Genomic DNA, 20,202 nt, shown 5'->3' on the forward strand with positions numbered 1-20,202 from the left:
CCGAACTCAGAAGTGAAACGCCGTAGCGCCGATGGTAGTGTGGGGTCTCCCCATGCGAGAGTAGGGAACTGCCAGGCATCAAACACGCGAAAGGCCATCCTCACGGATGGCCTTTTTGCGTTGTGCTTTGAGATATTCCTGAACGCTGTTGTCCACGCGACTAACCACATTCCTTACCTGAGAAAGAAAAAATTGTGGAATTGTGGAGTAATCATTAGTTAAAAGAAATGTGAAATGAAGGCGCTCAGAGTCTGAACTCAGTGCGCCCCTCAGGGGCGTTATCAATGCCCCTTCTATTAAGGGATTTTTACGCAGCAGAGTTCTGCTCACTATTTTGTGCTGACAAAAGTGAGTAGTTATAGTTTTCTGTAATAGTTTTTGATCGGCTGCGCTGAGTGGCGGCGAGTCGCGCAGATAAGTCTTCAGCGCTTTTTTTCTCTTCTTTTAATTCTTTTAGTGTTTCATTTTCTTTGCCTACAGGAAGTGTCATTTTTAACTGGTTAATTTCTCGCGTTATTTCCTGAATATCATTTTTACTGCTAATCAACATTGCTGATTCAAGATAAAACGTTGCCGCTGAGAGACGACGACTTTCTGGATTATGAACAACCAGATCAGCATCAATTAACCAGTATTTACCCTCGCTGTCTTTTTTCATATTACCCGGCTGCTCCGGATCATATATCATAAAACCTTTCTCATTGAGAAGTTGCTCAACGTATTCCTGATCATCCACATCTTCCCCGTTGATGAAAGTTGAAACGAGGACTTCTTTTTTATCCAGCGTTAATGCTGCGCGAGCATGATTTTCGCCGTTGAATTCATTCAGATAACGAGCTGTACGCAAAGGGGAACTCCACAGGTCTGTATCGAAAGATATTTCATCATTAGGAACTTTGATCACGTAATCGCCATGCCGATAAGCGGAGCCATAGCCACCCGTGCCAATTTTCTTCAGTTGTTGCGTTATTTGACACATTGTTTTTATATTTACTTCCTGCTTTATAAAACCCTCAATATCAACGGGAGTATTCTTCACCCCCTGGCATCGTTGCAAGGGTGATGATGCCTTTTCGCAAAGAGAAGGGGGCGTAACAGGACTTTCACCAGTAGTATTATCAATTTTGCAGGATTGACGGCTAAAGTTAGTTAAAATGGGCATGATTTACCTGACGTTACAGTGCAAAAAGGAGGCTAACGTAGCACTGTCATCACTGCCGTCATATAAATGACTTTTTAAACCAGTCTCTCGAAAATGAATTTGTCTCAAGCAGAATACCTGTTACTCGACAGTCAGCAAAAAAGAGGGTAACGTCAGCTGTCTGGATGTCTACACGTTTAAACGTATGCAGTGAGGATATAAGGTTATGCCGATTCGGGTACAGGACGAGCTACCAGCCGTCAATTTCTTACGTGATGAAAACGTCTTCGTCATGACGACATCCCGTGCAACAGGTCAGGAGATCCGCCCGCTGAAGGTGCTGATCCTCAATTTGATGCCGAAGAAAATCGAAACGGAAAACCAGTTTCTGCGCCTGCTCTCCAACTCCCCCTTGCAGGTCGATATTCAGCTGCTGCGCATTGATGCCCGCGAGTCACGCAATACGCCCACCGAGCATCTGAACAACTTTTACTGCAACTTCGATGAGATCTGTCACGATAACTTCGATGGCCTGATCGTCACCGGCGCGCCGCTGGGCCTGGTTGAATTTAACGATGTCGCCTACTGGCCGCAGATCAAACAGGTACTGGAGTGGGCCAAAGATCATGTCACCTCAACGCTGTTTGTCTGTTGGGCGGTACAGGCCGCCCTCAATATTCTCTATGGCATTCCGAAACAGACCCGCAAAGACAAACTTTCCGGTGTCTATGAACACCATCTTACCCAACCCCATGCGCTGCTGACCCGTGGTTTTGACGATGTCTTCCTGGCGCCGCACTCCCGCTTTGCCGATTTCCCGGCAGCGCTGATCCGGGATTACACCGATCTGGAGATCCTCGCCGAGACCGGTACCGGCGACGCCTATCTATTCGGCAGCAAAGACAAGCGTATCGCGTTTGTCACCGGCCACCCGGAATATGACGCTGACACGCTGGCCGGTGAGTATTTCCGCGACGTGGAAGCCGGGCTTAATCCTGATGTGCCGTACAACTACTTTCCGGGCAACGATCCGCAGAACGTGCCGCGCGCCAGCTGGCGCAGCCACGGCAATTTGCTGTTCACCAACTGGCTTAACTACTACGTCTACCAGATCACACCGTTCGATCTGCGCCATATGAACCCGACGCTGGATTAAGCGTTTCAGCCTCTAAAAGCACCTGCGGGTGCTTTTTTTATTTCTGAAAAACACTTCACATCCCGATCAAATTTTAATCCTTTTGTTATCAATTGGTTAATTCATTAATAATTAAAAAATGGAAATTGTTTTTGATTTTGTATTTTCGTTGAGTAATCTTAAACGTGCTGAACGAAAACTGCACAGTCTGAATTTCATCAACGATGAGGATCCTTCTGGATCAACAACGAGGAGCCATGGCATGACACAACAGGCAACCACTACCGAAGAACTGTCCTTCAGCCAGCCCTATGGCGAGCAGGAAACACAGATCCTGACGCCCGATGCGGTGGAATTTCTTAGTGAACTGGTGACGCGCTTTACACCCAAACGTAACGCCTTACTGGCCGCACGCCTGCAACAGCAGCAGAAAATTGATCACGGCACACTGCCTGATTTTATTTCGGAAACAGCTTCCATTCGTGAAGGTGACTGGACAATTCGCGGCATCCCGGCAGATCTACGCAACAGACGCGTCGAGATCACCGGGCCGGTTGAACGCAAAATGGTGATTAACGCCCTCAACGCCAATGTGAACGTCTTCATGGCCGACTTTGAGGATTCGCTGGCCCCGAACTGGCAAAAAGTGATCGAAGGCCAGATCAACCTGCGCGACGCGGTTAACGGCACCATCAGCTACACCAACGAAAGCGGTAAAATCTATCAGCTTAAGCCTGACCCGGCCGTGCTGTTTTGCCGTGTGCGCGGCCTGCATTTGCCGGAAAAACACGTCACCTGGCGCGGCGAGCCGATCCCCGGCAGCCTGTTCGATTTCGCGCTCTACTTCTTCCATAACCATAAAAACCTGCTCGCTAAAGGCAGCGGCCCCTATTTCTATCTGCCGAAAACCCAGGCCTGGCAGGAAGCCGCATGGTGGAGCGAGGTGTTCAGCTATACCGAAGATCGCTTCAACCTGCCGCGCGGCACCATTAAAGCCACGCTGCTGATTGAAACGCTGCCCGCGGTTTTCCAGATGGACGAGATCCTGCACGCGCTGCGTGACCATATTGTCGGCCTCAACTGTGGCCGCTGGGATTACATCTTCAGCTATATCAAAACGCTGAAGAATTATCCCGATCGCGTGCTGCCGGATCGCCAGCAGGTAACAATGGATAAGCCATTTCTCAATGCCTACTCGCGGCTGCTGATCAAGACCTGTCACCGTCGCGGTGCGTTTGCTATGGGTGGCATGGCCGCGTTCATTCCAAGTAAAGATCGCGAACGCAACGAGTGGGTGCTGAACAAGGTCAAAGCCGACAAAGAGCTGGAAGCCAAAAACGGGCACGACGGCACCTGGATTGCGCATCCCGGTCTGGCAGATACGGTGATGGACATCTTTAACCGCGCACTCGGCGATAACCCCAACCAGTTACAGGTGACCCGCGCCGAAGACCCGCCAGTCACCGCCGCTGAACTGCTTGCCCCCTGTGACGGTGAGCGTACCGAAGAGGGCATGCGCGCCAACATTCGCGTGGCGGTGCAGTACATCGAAGCCTGGATATCCGGCAACGGCTGCGTGCCAATTTATGGCCTGATGGAAGACGCCGCGACGGCAGAAATATCGCGCACCTCAATCTGGCAATGGATCCATCACGAAAAAACGCTCAATGACGGCACGCCGGTAACCAAAGCATTGTTCCGCCGCATGCTGGCCGAAGAGATGCAGGTGATCCAGGAGGAACTGGGTGAACACCGGTTCAGCAGTGGACGCTTCAGCGATGCCGCGCGCCTGATGGAGCAAATCACCACGTCCGATGAGCTGATCGACTTCCTGACCCTGCCGGGTTACCGCCTGCTGGCGTGATCCCCCCATAATAAAAATGGAGCATCTGCGATGAAAACCCGTACCCAACAAATCGAACAACTACAACAAGAATGGACTGACCCGCGCTGGGAGGGCATCCGTCGCCCGTACAGCGCCGATGAAGTGGTGAAGCTGCGCGGCTCGGTTAACCCCGAATGCACGTTGGCTCAACTGGGGGCCGCCAGAATGTGGCGCCTGCTGCACGGCGAGTCGAAAAAAGGCTATATCAACAGCCTGGGTGCGCTGACCGGTGGTCAGGCCCTGCAACAGGCGAAAGCCGGTATCGAAGCGATTTATCTCTCCGGCTGGCAGGTGGCTGCCGATGCCAACCTCGCCTCCAGCATGTATCCGGATCAGTCACTCTATCCGGCGAACTCCGTGCCGGCGGTGGTGGATCGGATCAACAATACCTTCCGTCGCGCGGATCAGATCCAGTGGGCGGCGGGTATTGAGCCGGGGGATCCGCGCTATGTGGATTACTTCCTGCCGATCGTGGGGGATGCCGAAGCCGGTTTCGGCGGCGTACTTAACGCTTTCGAACTGATGAAATCGATGATTGCTGCCGGTGCCGCCGCCGTGCATTTTGAAGATCAACTCGCCTCGGTGAAAAAATGCGGGCATATGGGCGGCAAAGTGCTGGTGCCGACGCAGGAGGCGATTCAGAAACTGGTAGCGGCGCGTCTGGCGGCTGACGTGATGGGCGTCCCGACGCTGCTCATCGCCCGTACCGATGCTGACGCGGCCGATCTCATCACCTCCGACTGCGATGAATACGACCGGGAATTTATTACCGGTGAACGCACCAGCGAAGGCTTCTACCGTACCCGGGCGGGCATTGAGCAGGCGATCAGCCGTGGCCTTGCCTATGCGCCTTATGCCGATCTGGTGTGGTGCGAAACCTCGAAACCGGATCTGGAGCAGGCGAAGCGTTTTGCCGACGCCATTCATGCCCGCTTCCCCGGCAAGCTGCTGGCCTATAACTGCTCGCCGTCCTTCAACTGGCAGAAAAACCTCAACGACACCACCATCGCCAGCTTCCAGCAACAACTGGCGGAAATGGGCTACAAATACCAGTTCATCACCCTCGCCGGGATCCACAGCATGTGGTTCAACATGTTCGACCTGGCCCACGCCTACGCACAGGGTGAGGGCATGAAGCATTATGTTGAAAAGGTCCAGCAACCAGAATTCGCCGCCGCGAAAGAGGGTTACACCTTTGTGTCCCACCAGCAGGAGGTGGGCACCGGTTACTTTGATAAGGTGACGACCATTATTCAGGGCGGCGCATCTTCCGTCACCGCGCTGACCGGTTCCACAGAAGAACAGCAGTTCTGACGTGCTGTTGCCCGGTGGCGCGAGGCGTACCGGGCCTACGGATCCTGTCGTTATGTAGGCCGGATAAGCGAAGCGCCATCCGGCAACCCCTATTTAGAACGAGGGCAAAAGATGTCCCGTGACCTGGAACTGTTAATCGCCCAAACCATTCTCCAGGGCTTTGACGCGCAATATGGGCGCTTCCTGGAAGTGACCTCCGGCGCACAGCAGCGTTTTGAGCAGGCGGACTGGCACGCCGTGCAGCAGGCGATGAAAAACCGTATCCATCTCTACGATCACCACGTTGGCCTGGTGGTCGAGCAGTTGCGCTGTATTACGGATAACCAGACCCTCACCGCCGGATTTCTGCTGCGTGTTAAAGCGCAATACACCGCGTTACTGCCCGATTACCCGCGCTTTGAAATCGCGGAAAGCTTCTTTAACTCCGTCTACTGCCGTCTGTTCAGTCACCGCCAGCTGACACCCGAACGCTTGTTCGTGTTCAGCTCGCAGCCTGCGCAGCGCCTGCACGTCACGCCGCGCCCACTGGCAAAAGATTTTACGCCACACCATGGCTGGCACGCGCTCCTCCATAACGTGCTGGAGGATTTACCCCTGCGCCTGCCGTGGCAAAACCAGGCGCGTGATGTGGGCTATATCGTGGCGCATCTGCTGGAAAATCTTGGTGAAGATCGATTAGGGCAGGCGCGTTTGCAGGTGGCTAACGAGCTTTTCTATCGCAACAAAGCCGCGTGGCTGGTGGGAAAGCTGATCCTGCCTGACGCCACCGTGCCGTTTTTACTGCCGATCCACCGCTCCGATGACCACCGGCTGTTCGTCGATACCTGCCTGACCACCAGCGCCGAAGCCAGTATCGTCTTTGGCTTTGCCCGCTCGTACTTTATGGTTTACGCTCCCTTTCCCGGCGCGCTGGTGGAATGGCTGCGGGAGATCCTGCCCGGCAAAACTACCGCCGAGCTGTATATGGCCATCGGCTGCCAGAAGCACGGTAAAACCGAAAGCTACCGGGAATATCTGCACTATATTGCCGACAGCGATGAGCAATTTGTTGAAGCGCCCGGCATTCGCGGCATGGTGATGCTGGTGTTTACCCTGCCAGGATTCGACCGGGTGTTTAAGGTCATTAAAGATCGCTTTGCGCCGCAGAAAGAGATGGATGCTGCCCACGTGCGCGCCTGCTACCAGCTGGTAAAGGAGCACGATCGCGTCGGGCGCATGGCCGACACCCAGGAGTTTGAAAATTTTGTGCTGGAGAAGCGGCGAATCGATCCGGCGCTGATGGCGCTGCTGATGCAGGAAGCGCCGGGCAAAATCACCGACCTGGGCGATAACATCGCCATCAGCCATCTCTATATCGAACGGCGCATGGTGCCGCTGAACCTGTGGCTGGAGCAGGTTGATGGCCAGGCGCTGCACGACGCCATCGAAGAGTACGGTAACGCCATCCGCCAGCTGGCCGCCGCCAATATTTTCCCCGGCGACATGCTGTTTAAAAACTTTGGTGTGACCCGTCACGGCCGGGTGGTGTTCTATGACTACGATGAAATTTGCTATATGACGGAGGTGAATTTCCGCGACATTCCACCCGCGCGTTATCCGGAAGATGAGATGAGCGCCGAGCCATGGTACAGCGTGTCGCCGGGCGATGTTTTCCCGGAAGAGTTCCGCCACTGGTTATGCGCCGATCCGCGTTGTCGGGTACTGTTTGAAGAGATGCACGCCGATCTCTTTCGCGCCGAATACTGGCGCGGCCTGCAAAAACGTATCAGGGAGGGCTATGTGGAAGACGTGTATGCCTATCGCCGTCGCCAGCGTTTCAGTGTGAGATTTTCACAGACCGGGTAAGGCGCAGTATTTGTAGGCCGGTGTAAGCGAAGCGCCACCCGGCGCAATCCTGTTACTTTGTTCCACCGTACGCCAGCGTCACTTCTTTCGCCGCTTTGATCACCAGCGCGCCCAGCTCCGTCACGCGGTCATCGGTAATGCGCGAAATCGGCCCGGAAATGGAAATCGCCGCAAACGGCTCGCGATGTTCATCGTAAATGCAGGCCGCCACACAGCGCAGACCCAGCGCGTGCTCTTCATCATCCAGCGAATAGCCGCGCTTGCGCGTCTGGGCCAGATCCTCTTTCAGGTGCAGCGGCGACACCAGCGTGGCGTGAGTGTAAGCATGCAGCCCCTGACGGTGTAGCAGCCCGGTGACCTGCTCCTCAGAAAGCTGCGCCAGAAAAGCTTTCCCCGCGCCGGAAGCATGCATCGGCAACTTGCCGCCAATCGGCGCTGACATGCGCATTAACTGCGTACACTGCACCTGATCGATAATAATCGCCTGATGATCGCTCTGGTCGAGCACCGCCAGGTTCACCGTCTCGCCGGAGTCTTCCATCAGTTTGCGCAGGACAGGATGCACAATCGCCAGCAAATTACGGCTTTGCAAAAAACTGCTGCCGACGACGAACGCATGTGCGCCCACCGACCAGTGTCCCAGATCGCCCACCTGACGGACAAAGCCCAGCTGCTGCATGGTGGTCAGCAAGCGGTGAGTAGTGGAATTCGGCAGGCCAGCCTGCTGCGCCAGCTCTGTCAGCGCCACGCTGCCGTGAGATTCAGCGATCCACTCCAGCAACTTCAGGCCGCGCGTCAGCGACTGCACCTGACCGGTGGCTTGTTGAGCAGCGGCAGGGGCGGGTTTTCTTCCGCGTTTGGCGGGAACTGTGGCAACCATGGCAGACTCCGTTTTCTGTATCGTGGAAATCATTTTCGTTTTATTTGATTATAATGCAACCATCCTCTTACTGATCGGATGAGTCCATATGAACATGTCTCATGTTCAGCGCTGCTCCCTTTTCCGTCACAAGGGATTATGACAGTATGGACTGCTGGCCTTTCTGGCCTGGTTGAGCGTCGTCGGGAGCACTCGTGAGCAGCAAAGTTGAACAACTGCATCAGCAGTTAAAAAAACGCATTCTGGTTCTGGATGGGGGCATGGGCACCATGATCCAGAGCTACCGTCTGAGTGAGCAGGATTTCCGCGGCGAACGTTTCGCCGACTGGCCCTGCGATCTGAAAGGTAACAATGACCTGCTGGTGCTGAGTAAGCCCGAGGTGATCGCCGCGATCCACAACGCCTATTTCGAGGCGGGCGCGGACATCATTGAAACCAACACCTTTAACTCCACGACGATCGCCATGGCGGATTACCAGATGGAATCCCTGTCGGCGGAGATCAACTTTGAGGCGGCGAAACTGGCCCGCGCCTGTGCTGACGACTGGACTGCCCGCACGCCGGACAGACCCCGCTATGTGGCGGGCGTTCTTGGCCCGACCAACCGCACCGCGTCCATTTCCCCTAACGTCAACGATCCGGCATTCCGTAATGTCACCTTTGATCAGCTGGTGGAAGCCTACCGGGAATCGACCCGCGCGCTGGTGGAAGGGGGCAGCGATCTGATCCTCATCGAAACCGTGTTCGATACCCTGAATGCCAAAGCAGCGATTTTCGCGGTGAAAGCCGAATTCGACGCGCTGGGCATTGAACTGCCGATCATGATTTCTGGCACCATCACCGATGCCTCCGGGCGCACGCTGTCCGGGCAGACCACCGAAGCCTTCTATAACTCCCTGCGCCACGCCGATGCGCTCACCTTTGGTCTCAACTGTGCGCTTGGCCCGGACGAACTGCGCCAGTACGTGCAGGAGCTGTCACGCATCGCAGAGTGCTACGTCACCGCGCACCCGAACGCCGGGCTGCCCAACGCCTTCGGCGAATACGATCTGGATGCCGACACCATGGCCTCGCAGATCCGTGAATGGGCCGAAGCGGGCTTTCTGAACATCGTCGGCGGCTGCTGCGGCACCACGCCGGAACACATTGCCGCCATGGATCGCGCTGTGGCGGGATTAGCGCCGCGCGCGCTGCCGGAGCTGCCAGTAGCCTGTCGTCTGGCCGGGCTGGAGCCGCTGAACATCGGCGCAGACAGCCTGTTTGTGAACGTTGGTGAACGTACCAACGTCACCGGCTCCGCCAAATTCAAGCGGCTGATCAAAGAAGAAAAATATAACGAAGCGCTGGAAGTTGCTCTGCAACAGGTGGAGAGCGGCGCGCAAATCATCGACATCAATATGGATGAGGGAATGCTGGACGCCGAAGCGGCGATGGTGCGTTTCCTCAATCTGATCGCCGGTGAGCCGGACATCGCCCGCGTGCCGATCATGATCGACTCCTCCAAATGGGAGGTGATCGAAAAAGGCCTGAAATGCATTCAGGGCAAAGGCATCGTCAACTCGATTTCCATGAAAGAGGGCGTTGAGGCGTTTAAACACCACGCGAAACTGGTGCGGCGCTACGGCGCGGCCATGGTGGTGATGGCGTTCGATGAAGTCGGCCAGGCCGACACCCGCGAGCGTAAAATCGAAATCTGCCGCCGGGCCTATAAAATCCTGACCGAAGAGGTCGGTTTCCCGCCGGAAGACATCATTTTCGACCCGAATATCTTCGCCGTCGCCACCGGTATCGAAGAGCACAACAACTACGCCCAGGACTTTATCGGTGCCTGCGAAGACATCAAACGCGAACTGCCGCACGCGATGATCTCCGGCGGCGTGTCGAACGTCTCCTTCTCTTTCCGGGGTAACGATCCGGTACGTGAGGCCATTCACGCCGTGTTCCTCTATTACGCCATCCGCAACGGCATGGACATGGGAATCGTTAACGCCGGACAACTGGCGATTTATGACGATCTGCCCGCTGAACTGCGCGATGCGGTGGAAGACGTGGTGCTTAACCGCCGCGACGACGGCACCGAGCGGCTGCTCGATCTGGCGGAAAAATACCGCGGCAGCAAAGCCGACGACGTTGCCAGTGCCCAGCAGGCCGAATGGCGCAGCTGGGACGTGCGTAAACGCCTCGAATACTCGCTGGTCAAAGGCATCACCGAATTTATTGAAGCCGATACGGAAGAAGCCCGCCAGCAAGCCGAGCGCCCCATCCAGGTGATCGAAGGCCCGCTGATGGACGGCATGAACGTGGTCGGCGATCTGTTTGGCGAAGGGAAAATGTTTCTGCCGCAGGTGGTGAAATCTGCCCGCGTGATGAAACAGGCGGTGGCATATCTGGAGCCGTACATCGAAGCCAGCAAAGAGAAAGGCAAAACCAACGGCAAAATGGTCATCGCCACCGTGAAGGGCGATGTGCATGACATCGGCAAAAACATCGTCGGCGTGGTGTTGCAGTGTAATAACTACGAAATCATCGATCTGGGCGTGATGGTGCCAGCCGAGAAGATCCTCAAAACCGCGCGTGAAGTGAATGCCGATCTGATCGGCCTGTCCGGCCTTATCACGCCGTCGCTGGACGAAATGGTCAACGTGGCGAAAGAGATGGAGCGCCAGGGCTTTACCATTCCGCTATTGATAGGTGGCGCAACCACCTCGAAAGCGCACACGGCGGTGAAAATCGAGCAGAACTACAGCGGGCCGACGGTATACGTGCAAAACGCCTCGCGTACCGTGGGCGTGGTATCCGCGCTGCTGTCCGACGAGCAGCATGATGATTTCGTCGCCCGGACCCGCAAAGAGTACGACACCGTGCGCATTCAGCATGCGCGTAAAAAACCGCGTACCCCGCCGGTGACGTTACAGGCGGCGCGGGAAAACGATCTGGCTTTCGACTGGGAGAGCTATACCCCGCCAGTGGTGCATCGCCCGGGCGTGCAGGACGTGAGCGCCAGCATAGAGACACTGCGGAACTACATCGACTGGACGCCGTTCTTTATGACCTGGTCGCTGGCGGGAAAATACCCGCGCATTCTCGAAGATGAGGTGGTGGGGGAAGAGGCGCAGCGCCTGTTTAAAGACGCCAACGACCTGCTGGATAAACTGAGCGCTGAAAAATCGCTCAATCCGCGCGGCGTGGTCGGGCTGTTCCCGGCGAACCGGGTGGGCGATGACGTGGAAATTTACCGTGACGAGTCCCGCACGCAGGTGCTGACGGTGGCACACCACCTGCGCCAGCAGACCGAGAAAATCGGCTTTGCCAACTACTGCCTCGCGGATTTCGTCGCCCCGAAACTCAGCGGCAAAGCGGATTATATCGGTGCCTTCGCAGTGACCGGCGGCCTGGAAGAAGACGCGCTGGCCGAGGCCTACGACGCGCAGCACGATGATTACAACAAAATCATGGTCAAAGCCGTCGCCGACCGTCTGGCAGAAGCCTTTGCCGAATACCTGCATGAGCGGGTGCGCAAAGTCTACTGGGGCTATGCGCCGAATGAAAACCTCAGCAACGAGGAGCTGATCCGCGAGAACTATCAGGGGATCCGCCCGGCACCGGGTTACCCGGCCTGCCCGGAGCACACCGAAAAAGGCACCATCTGGGAGCTGCTGGACGTGGAAACGCACACCGGTATGAAGCTGACGGAATCCTACGCCATGTGGCCGGGCGCGTCGGTATCAGGCTGGTACTTCAGCCATCCTGACAGCAAATACTTCGCCGTGGCGCAGATCCAGCGCGATCAGGTGGAAGACTACGCCCTGCGTAAAGGAATGACGGTCACAGAGGTGGAGCGCTGGCTGGCATCGCATCTGGGCTACGACGCTGACTGATTCATGAAAGAGGGCAGATAATCTGCCCTCCTTATTTATCCTGCATAATTTCTATCTCGCTATTCTTATTAAGGGACTACAGTCAAAATTTAATAATTATTGAGCGATTATTTTAATGGCTCTCATATAAGAAGGTGTTATGGACTTAGACCTCCATACATTTATGGTTTACATAGAAATCAAAAAGGCCATCAGCACGCAGGGAAGATGATGATCAATCGAGCTACCTCAATGGGGATGAAGGGCGTCTTTTTATGTCCGAGGGTAAGGACTTCATGCATACCACAAGAGATAAAGTTCAGGTGTGGTCCCCATTACCTCAGGAGTTGAACGAAGAGAATCGCTCGGTAATTTTTAAACGATCTGTTATAAGGCGTTATGGTGAAAAAAGGGAAACTCATCAAAGCTATCTTGAGAGTGATGATGCATGGACACAAGATGGAAAATCATGGCAATGGATACCAGGGATAAGTGATGAAGATTATGAATTTAAAAAATAAAGTATTCATCTTTTGGGGATGCATGGATGTTCTGGCAATAGTGATGTATTGCTTTTTCTCCTTTTATAAGGGAAATATTCCTTTATATTCTGATGTGCGGAATTTTTACAACGTCTTTATATCGCTGGAGGTCAGCGGTTGGACCGGATTTTTTATCCTGATTATGTTCACCTTACACCTCATTATGCAATTGTCTCTTTTTTATTCGGCGTATGCGTTGTTGAAAAAGAATAATTTAAGTGTTTGGTTTCTTTGCTGTCAGGAGATTTTAAGAGCATTTTCCCTAACGTGTTCTTTGGCGTTTATTCCTTTTATCTTGCATTTTATTCATGGCTACCCTTCGCATCTCGGGGCCTCTCTTTTTATCTTTTCAGAGATCTGCAAAGTCGGCACTTTTTGGTGGTGTAAAAGACGTTAAACGTGTCCAACGTGCCCGAGTAACCACCTCAAAGATATGGACAAACTGGCCAGTAAGTCACAAATCTGTCATCTTTCCTTACAACAAACGAGGCACCCCGCAGGTGCCTTGTCTCTTTAGCGGAAGTAAACCCTTATACTGAAAGAGGGTAGGGATGCATATCCTGTAAAACGTATAACGATAAGGAGACTAAAAACCCGTGTTAACGCTGTTACACCTGTTATCCGCTGTCGCCCTGCTGGTCTGGGGTACTCATATTGTGCGCACCGGCGTCATGCGCGTGTTTGGCGCGCGCCTGCGTACCGTGCTCAGTCGCAGCGTGGAAAAGAAACCGCTCGCCTTCTGCGCGGGGATAGGCGTTACCGCGCTGGTACAGAGCAGTAACGCCACTACCCTGCTGGTGACGTCCTTCGTCGCTCAGGATCTCGTAGCGCTGGCCCCGGCGCTGGTGATCGTGCTTGGCGCGGATGTCGGTACGGCGCTGATGGCACGTGTGCTGACGTTCGATCTCTCCTGGCTGTCGCCGCTGCTGATTTTTATCGGCGTGATTTTCTTCCTTGGCCGCAAACAGACGCGCGCCGGTCAGGTTGGGCGCGTGGGTATCGGCCTTGGGCTGATCCTGCTGGCGCTGGAGCTGATCGTGCAGGCGGTGACCCCCATTACCCAGGCCAACGGGGTTAAAGTCATTTTCGCCTCGCTGACGGGCGATCTGATGCTGGATGCGCTGATTGGCGCGATGTTCGCGGTCATTACCTATTCCAGCCTCGCCGCAGTGCTGCTCACCGCCACGCTGACGGCGGCGGGGGTGATCGCCTTCCCGGTCGCGCTCTGTCTGGTGATCGGCGCGAACCTCGGCTCAGGCCTGCTCGCCATGCTCAATAACAGTGCTGCCAATGCCGCTGCCCGCCGGGTAGCGATGGGCAGCCTGCTGTTTAAACTGGTGGGCAGTCTGGCGATCCTGCCGTTCGTGTATCCGCTGGCTGGTGCCATGGATCGGCTGCCGCTGCCGGAGTCTGAGCTGGTGATCTATTTCCACGTCTTCTACAACCTGATCCGCTGCCTGATAATGGTGCCCTTCGTCGGCCCGATGGCGAGTTTCTGTAAGCGGATCATTCGTGATGAGCCGGAGCTGGATGCACGCTTAAAACCGAAGCATCTGGATACCTCGGCGCTGGATACCCCCGCGCTGGCGCTGTCCAATGCCGCGCGCGAAACGCTGCGCATGGGTGACGCCATGGAACAGATGCTGGTGGACTTCAAAAAGGTGATGCACGGCGAGCCGCGCCAGGAAAAAGAGCTGCGTAAAACGGCGGATGACATCAACGTGCTTTATACCGCCATCAAGCTTTATCTCGCGCGTATGCCGAAGGAGGAGCTGGCGGAAGAGGAGTCCCGCCGCTGGGCGGAGATCATCGAGATGTCCCTTAACCTCGAACAGGCGTCAGATATTGTCGAGCGCATGGGCAGCGAAATCGCTGATAAATCTCTCTCTGTGCGTCGGGCATTTTCGCTGGAGGGCTTAAATGAGCTGGACGCGCTGCTGGAGCAGTTGCTCAGCAACCTGCAACTGGGGATGTCGGTCTTCTTTTCCGGCGACGTATCCAGCGCCCGCCGCCTGCGCCGCCGTAAACATCGCTTTCGCATCCTCAACCGGCGCTACTCTCATGCTCACGTTGACCGGCTGCATCAGCAAAACGTGCAAAGTATCGAAACCAGCTCCCTGCACTTGGGGCTGCTCGGCGACATGAAACGTCTGAACTCGCTGTTCTGCTCGGTGGCCTACAGCGTGATGGAACAACCGGACGAAGACGACGAACGCGACGAGTATTAATCACGGCGCGGCATGCCGGTGCCGCGCTACCGCACAAATCTGTTGGTGCACCTCACAAAGCCATTTTTTCCGACGCGGCAGGTAAGGTATATTCCGCTTTTACAGGAGAATTTATGCTGCCAGACTCATCAACCCGATTAAACAAATACATTAGCGAAAGCGGGATCTGCTCGCGTCGCGAGGCTGATCGTTACATCGAACAGGGAAACGTCTTTATTAACGGCAAACGCGCCGCTATTGGCGACCAGGTCTCTCCCGGTGATGTGGTAAAAGTTAACGGTCAGTTGATTGAGCCGCGCGAAGCGGAAGATTTAGTCTTTATCGCGCTGAATAAGCCGGTAGGGATTGTCAGCACCACCGAAGACAGCGAAAAAGACAACATTGTGGATTTCGTGAACCACAGCAAGCGCGTGTTCCCGATTGGCCGTCTGGACAAAGACTCGCAGGGGCTGATTTTCCTCACCAACCATGGCGATCTGGTGAACAAAATCCTGCGCGCCGGTAACGATCACGAAAAAGAGTATCTGGTGACGGTCAACAAACTGGTTACCGATGAGTTTATTCGTGGCATGGGGGCGGGTGTGCCGATCCTCGGTACGGTGACGAAGAAGTGCAAAGTCAAAAAAGAAGCGCCCTTTACGTTCCGCATTACGCTGGTGCAGGGGCTGAACCGCCAGATCCGCCGCATGTGCGAACATTTTGGTTATGAGGTAACGAAGCTGGAACGCACGCGGATCATGAACGTCAGCCTGAGCGGTTTACCGCAGGGGGAGTGGCGCGATCTGACGGACGATGAACTGATTGGCCTGTTTAAGCTGATTGAAAATTCCAGTTCGGAAGCGAAGCCAAAAGCAAAGGCCAAACCGAAAGCGCAGGCCGCGAAAGCGCCCGCGGCAAAAGCGGCGAAACCCGACGACAAAAGCCGGGCGAAACCTGCCGGGAAACGCTTCGTGCAGCCGGGCCGTAAGAAAAAAGGGCGCTAAATTCTAGCGCTTACCGCGCGTGGAGGTGTTCGCAGACCAGGAATAGGTCGCCTCCGCGTCCGGTTTATAGGCTTTTTGCTTCTTCGCCTGACGGACCTTTTTCGCTGCCGCTTCACGCTCCGCCATCAGTTTATCGATGTACTCTTTTTTCACGTGATTGGTTTCAGAATTGGTGAGCAGACGCCCATGTGATATGCGTGCACGATCGAGCAGTGTTTTCAGCTCGCGCTGTTCACTTTCCGTCATGTCTTGTTGTGTCAGTCTTGCAATGGCCATGGTGGCGATCTCCTGGGAAACGTGTCACGAGTGTACGTGATGAACGCGATCCATGCAGTAACCTTCGTCGTACAAAAAAATGCCGGGTAAAAACCCGGCATAAAAGCGTGATAAACGACAGCAGCAATCCTACTCAAACAAATTGTGATGCAGCTTCTGCACCACCTGTTCCGCCTCGCTGCCTGGCACCAGGAAGCACAGGTTATGGCTCGATGCGCCATAGCAAATCATGCGGATATTGAACGGCTCCAGCACGCCAAACACCTCTTTGCCCACGCCGCAGGCTTTCGACAGATCGTTGCCGATGAGCGCCACCAGCGCTAGATTTTCTTCCACTTCCACCCGGCACAGCGCCGACAGCTCCATCAGCAGCGATTGCGTCAGCAGCGTATCGCCAGTGGAGGTGGAGCCGGTGGTATCCAGCGTCAGCGCCACACTGACTTCTGAGGTGGTGATCAGGTCCACGGAAATATTGTGACGGGCGAGGATGCCGAACACCTCCGCCAGAAAACCGCGCGAGTGCAGCATGTTCAGGCTGTGCAGAGTGACCAGCGTCTGCTTGCGACGCAGCGCCAGTGCACGGAACAGCGGCGGATCCTGCGTTTCGTTGCATACCAGCGTGCCGCCCGCCTGGGGATCTTTGCTTGAGCCGACAAACACCGGAATATCGCTGCGCACGGCAGGCAGGAGTGTCGCCGGATGCAGCACTTTCGCGCCGAACGTCGCCATTTCGGCGGCTTCTTCAAAGGCGATTTCATCGATGCGTTTTGCCGACGGCACCACGCGCGGATCGGTGGTGTAAATCCCCGGCACGTCAGTCCAGATGTCAACGCGGGTGGCGTGCAGGGCTTCTGCCAGCAACGCCGCCGTGTAATCGCTGCCGCCGCGCCCAAGCGTGGTGGTGCGGCCTTTTGCTTCGCTGCCAATAAAGCCCTGGGTGATCACCAGGCCCTCTTCGAGGCGCGGCGAAAGCTGTTGTTTCGCCAGCTCCGCCAGCGCGGTAACGTCCGGCTCGGCACGACCAAAGCGGTCATTGGTGCGCATGATTTTACGCACGTCAAACCAGCGGGCATCGACGTCGCGCTCGCGCAGGATCTCCACAAACAGCAGGGTCGACATCAGCTCGCCATGGCTGACCAGCTCATCGGTCAACGCCGTAGAGGTCGCCAGCGACGCGGCTTCCGCCAGCGTGGTGATGTTTTCCAGCAGACGGTCGATTTCCTCGCGGATGATATTCGGATTGCGCATCCGTTCCAGAATGTCGAACTGGATTTTGCGAATGGCGTCCAGCTTCACGAAGCGCTCGGTGGCCTCAAGCCCCTCCGCCAGCGCCACCAGCAGGTTAGTGACGCCCGCCGAGGCCGACAGCACCACCAGGCGCACGCCGCCGTCAGAGAGCACCACATCGGCGCTGCGGTTCATGGCATCAAAATCAGCAACGCTGGTGCCGCCAAATTTGGCGACGATGAGCGGGGATACAGCTTGTGTCATAACGACCTCGTGTCAGGGAGAGAAAAGCGACCATGGCACAAGGAAAATCAGAAACCGGTGCAGGCGCATATATATCATTTATAAATAAAAGGCGGGGCCGCCAGTGTCAACGCCGGGATTATGCGGATTATTCATGTTCTCCGACCTCCCAGGAAATTAACTTATAACGGCTATACTTTGCGCGGGCCTTCCTCTTAACGCGACGATCCCCATTACATAAAAACCATCACAATTTTTGTGTGCAGGCGCTACAATCGACCGCAGTTAACATTCTCAAATCAGAAGAGTATTGCCATGAAAAACATCAACCCGAAGCAAACTTCTGCCTGGCAGGCACTGCAAAAACACTACGACGCGATGAAAGATGTCACCATCGCTGAACTCTTTGCCCAGGACGGCGATCGTTTCGCGAAGTTCTCAGCCACCTTTAACGATCAAATGCTGGTGGATTTCTCCAAAAACCGCATCACTGACGAAACCCTCTCCCTGTTACAGGATCTGGCGAAAGAGACCGATCTGGCTGGCGCCATCAAATCCATGTTCGCCGGTGAGAAGATCAACCGCACGGAAGATCGCGCGGTGCTGCACGTCGCGCTGCGTAACCGTAGCAACACGCCGATTATCGTTGACGGCAAAGACGTGATGCCGGAAGTCAACGCGGTGCTGGAAAAAATGAAAGCCTTCTCGGAAGCGATCATTTCCGGTAGCTGGAAAGGCTATACCGGTAAGCCAATCACCGACGTGGTGAACATCGGTATCGGTGGTTCCGACCTCGGCCCGTTCATGGTCACCGAAGCGCTGCGTCCATATAAAAACCACCTCAACATGCACTTTGTTTCTAACGTTGATGGTACGCACATCGCAGAAGTGCTGAAGAAAGTGAACCCGGAAACCACGCTGTTCCTCGTGGCGTCCAAAACCTTCACTACGCAGGAAACCATGACCAACGCCCTGAGCGCGCGTGAATGGTTCCTGAAAACCGCCGGCGATCAGCAGCACGTTGCGAAACACTTCGCCGCGCTGTCCACCAATGCGAAAGCGGTGGGCGAGTTTGGTATTGATACCGCCAATATGTTCGAATTCTGGGACTGGGTGGGAGGCCGTTACTCCCTGTGGTCGGCGATTGGTCTGTCGATTATCCTGTCCGTTGGCTTTGACAACTTTGTGGAACTGCTGTCCGGCGCGCACGCCATGGATAAGCATTTCTCCACCACCGCACCGGAGCAAAACCTGCCGGTTCTGCTGGCGCTGATCGGCATCTGGTACAACAACTTCTTCGGCGCTGAAACCGAAGCGATCCTGCCGTATGACCAGTACATGCACCGTTTTGCCGCCTACTTCCAGCAGGGCAACATGGAATCCAACGGCAAATACGTTGACCGTAACGGCAACCCGGTGGACTACCAGACTGGCCCGATCATCTGGGGTGAGCCGGGTACCAACGGTCAGCACGCGTTCTACCAGCTGATCCACCAGGGAACCAAAATGGTGCCGTGCGATTTCATCGCGCCGGCGATCACCCATAACCCGCTTTCCGATCACCATCCGAAGCTGCTGTCTAACTTCTTCGCCCAGACCGAAGCGCTGGCGTTTGGTAAATCCCGTGAGGTAGTTGAGCAGGAATATGCCGACCAGGGTAAAGATCCGAAGACGCTGGAACACGTGGTGCCGTTTAAAGTGTTCGAAGGCAACCGTCCGACTAACTCCATCCTGCTGCGCGAAATCACGCCTTTCAGCCTGGGCGCGCTGATTGCACTTTATGAGCACAAAATCTTCACCCAGGGCGCGATCCTCAACATCTTCACCTTTGACCAGTGGGGCGTAGAGCTAGGTAAGCAGCTGGCGAACCGCATCCTGCCGGAGCTGGGCGATGAAAAAGAAATCAGCACCCACGACAGCTCAACCAATGGGCTGATCAACCGCTATAAATCCTGGCGTGCCTGATAGCCCTGGCGGGCTTTTTAAAATATCTATTTATACTGAAAGCCGATATTAATATCGGCTTTTCTTATCGGACAATTCCCGTTGTCTGTGCCTTGCTGCAAATTCCTGCATTGAGTTTAATCTGAAAATCCCGAATTCCCCGTTATTACCTGTGGGTTATTTTAGGATAATACGCAGCATAAAGCATAATCATGTCTATTTTATCTTGTTGATTTTAAATGCTTTATAATTAAAAGTAGCATTTTGACCGCCGTGCTTTGTCCAATTATCTTAAAACCTTGCCGCTATTTCCCTGCTGCGCAATTCACCTGCCTTAGTTGTGTATACTCGATCGCGCCTGAGTCCCTCTCAGGTAAAAATCCATTCATTCAATGAAGGGAAATTGATATGCGTAAAGTCCTGTATGGCATTTTTGCCATTTCAGCGCTGGCGGCGACGTCTGCGTTTGCGGCACCGGTGCAAGTCGGTGAAGCAGCAGGGTCGGCTGCAACGTCGGTTTCGGCGGGCAGTTCGTCTGCGACAAGCGTCAGCACCGTGAGTTCTGCGGTGGGTGTCGCGCTCGCAGCGACCGGCGGTGGTGATGGTTCCAACACCGGAACCACTACCACAACGACCACCAGTACCCAGTAATCAGGGGTACATTAACCATAACCACACTTCGGTGTGGTTATTTTGACCCTG

Annotated in this window: 14 protein-coding genes; 10 read left to right on the forward strand and 4 right to left on the reverse strand. The window is 55.0% G+C overall.

The window, feature by feature from the left end; all coding sequences use genetic code 11:
- Window positions 1-307: 307 nt before the first annotated feature.
- Entirely contained in the window at window positions 308-1,162 is an 855-nt protein-coding gene (locus KW828_RS17190) for a hypothetical protein (RefSeq protein WP_218337533.1), read from the reverse strand.
- Between the two features lie 205 nt (window positions 1,163-1,367).
- Here KW828_RS17190 and metA point away from each other — a divergent pair, with 205 nt between their 5' ends.
- The 4 genes from metA to aceK all read left to right on the forward strand — a co-directional run bounded on the left by metA (window position 1,368) and on the right by aceK (window position 7,320).
- Entirely contained in the window at window positions 1,368-2,297 is a 930-nt protein-coding gene (gene metA / locus KW828_RS17195; RefSeq protein ID WP_218337534.1) for a homoserine O-succinyltransferase, read from the forward strand.
- Between the two features lie 241 nt (window positions 2,298-2,538).
- A complete protein-coding gene (gene aceB / locus KW828_RS17200; RefSeq protein WP_218337535.1) occupies window positions 2,539-4,140 on the forward strand; it encodes a malate synthase A in 1,602 nt (533 codons plus the stop codon).
- 30 nt (window positions 4,141-4,170) lie between these two features.
- On the forward strand, window positions 4,171-5,475 hold the full coding sequence (gene aceA / locus KW828_RS17205; RefSeq protein ID WP_218337536.1) for an isocitrate lyase: 1,305 nt from the start codon (window positions 4,171-4,173) through the stop codon (window positions 5,473-5,475).
- A gap of 111 nt (window positions 5,476-5,586) precedes the next feature.
- On the forward strand, window positions 5,587-7,320 hold the full coding sequence (gene aceK / locus KW828_RS17210; RefSeq protein ID WP_218337537.1) for a bifunctional isocitrate dehydrogenase kinase/phosphatase: 1,734 nt from the start codon (window positions 5,587-5,589) through the stop codon (window positions 7,318-7,320).
- Between the two features lie 52 nt (window positions 7,321-7,372).
- Here aceK and iclR read toward each other — a convergent pair whose 3' ends face one another.
- Window positions 7,373-8,200, reverse strand: coding sequence for a glyoxylate bypass operon transcriptional repressor IclR (gene iclR, locus KW828_RS17215; protein WP_218337538.1), 828 nt, complete (start codon window positions 8,198-8,200; stop codon window positions 7,373-7,375).
- Between the two features lie 194 nt (window positions 8,201-8,394).
- Here iclR and metH point away from each other — a divergent pair, with 194 nt between their 5' ends.
- The 4 genes from metH to rluF all read left to right on the forward strand — a co-directional run bounded on the left by metH (window position 8,395) and on the right by rluF (window position 15,810).
- Window positions 8,395-12,078, forward strand: a complete 3,684-nt coding sequence (metH, locus tag KW828_RS17220; RefSeq protein WP_218337539.1) for a methionine synthase — start codon at window positions 8,395-8,397, stop codon at window positions 12,076-12,078.
- Window positions 12,079-12,332: 254 nt separating this feature from the next.
- Window positions 12,333-12,578, forward strand: a complete 246-nt coding sequence (locus KW828_RS17225; protein ID WP_218337540.1) for a hypothetical protein — start codon at window positions 12,333-12,335, stop codon at window positions 12,576-12,578.
- Between the two features lie 617 nt (window positions 12,579-13,195).
- On the forward strand, window positions 13,196-14,827 hold the full coding sequence (locus KW828_RS17230) for a Na/Pi cotransporter family protein (protein WP_218337541.1): 1,632 nt from the start codon (window positions 13,196-13,198) through the stop codon (window positions 14,825-14,827).
- 113 nt (window positions 14,828-14,940) lie between these two features.
- Complete coding sequence (rluF, locus tag KW828_RS17235) at window positions 14,941-15,810, forward strand: 23S rRNA pseudouridine(2604) synthase RluF (RefSeq protein ID WP_218337542.1); 870 nt, start codon at window positions 14,941-14,943, stop codon at window positions 15,808-15,810.
- A gap of 3 nt (window positions 15,811-15,813) precedes the next feature.
- On the opposite strand, the gene KW828_RS17240 is transcribed toward rluF, so the two are convergent.
- A complete protein-coding gene (locus KW828_RS17240; RefSeq protein ID WP_129361573.1) occupies window positions 15,814-16,086 on the reverse strand; it encodes a DUF3811 domain-containing protein in 273 nt (90 codons plus the stop codon).
- Between the two features lie 129 nt (window positions 16,087-16,215).
- A complete protein-coding gene (gene lysC / locus KW828_RS17245; RefSeq protein WP_218337543.1) occupies window positions 16,216-17,577 on the reverse strand; it encodes a lysine-sensitive aspartokinase 3 in 1,362 nt (453 codons plus the stop codon).
- A 294-nt stretch (window positions 17,578-17,871) separates the two neighbouring features.
- On the opposite strand from lysC, the gene pgi reads away from it, so the two are divergent.
- Both pgi and yjbE read left to right on the forward strand, forming a co-directional pair.
- Window positions 17,872-19,521: a glucose-6-phosphate isomerase gene (gene pgi / locus KW828_RS17250; protein ID WP_218337544.1), complete on the forward strand. Its 1,650-nt coding sequence runs from the start codon at window positions 17,872-17,874 to the stop codon at window positions 19,519-19,521.
- Between the two features lie 387 nt (window positions 19,522-19,908).
- Window positions 19,909-20,151 carry an exopolysaccharide production protein YjbE gene (gene yjbE, locus KW828_RS17255; RefSeq protein ID WP_072570168.1) on the forward strand — a complete coding sequence of 81 codons (243 nt, stop codon included), beginning with the start codon at window positions 19,909-19,911 and terminating at the stop codon, window positions 20,149-20,151.
- The last annotated feature ends 51 nt before the right edge of the window (window positions 20,152-20,202 follow it).

The organism is Enterobacter sp. ENT03, from assembly GCF_019218745.1.
In the GTDB taxonomy this organism is placed as follows: Bacteria; Pseudomonadota; Gammaproteobacteria; order Enterobacterales; family Enterobacteriaceae; genus Enterobacter_D.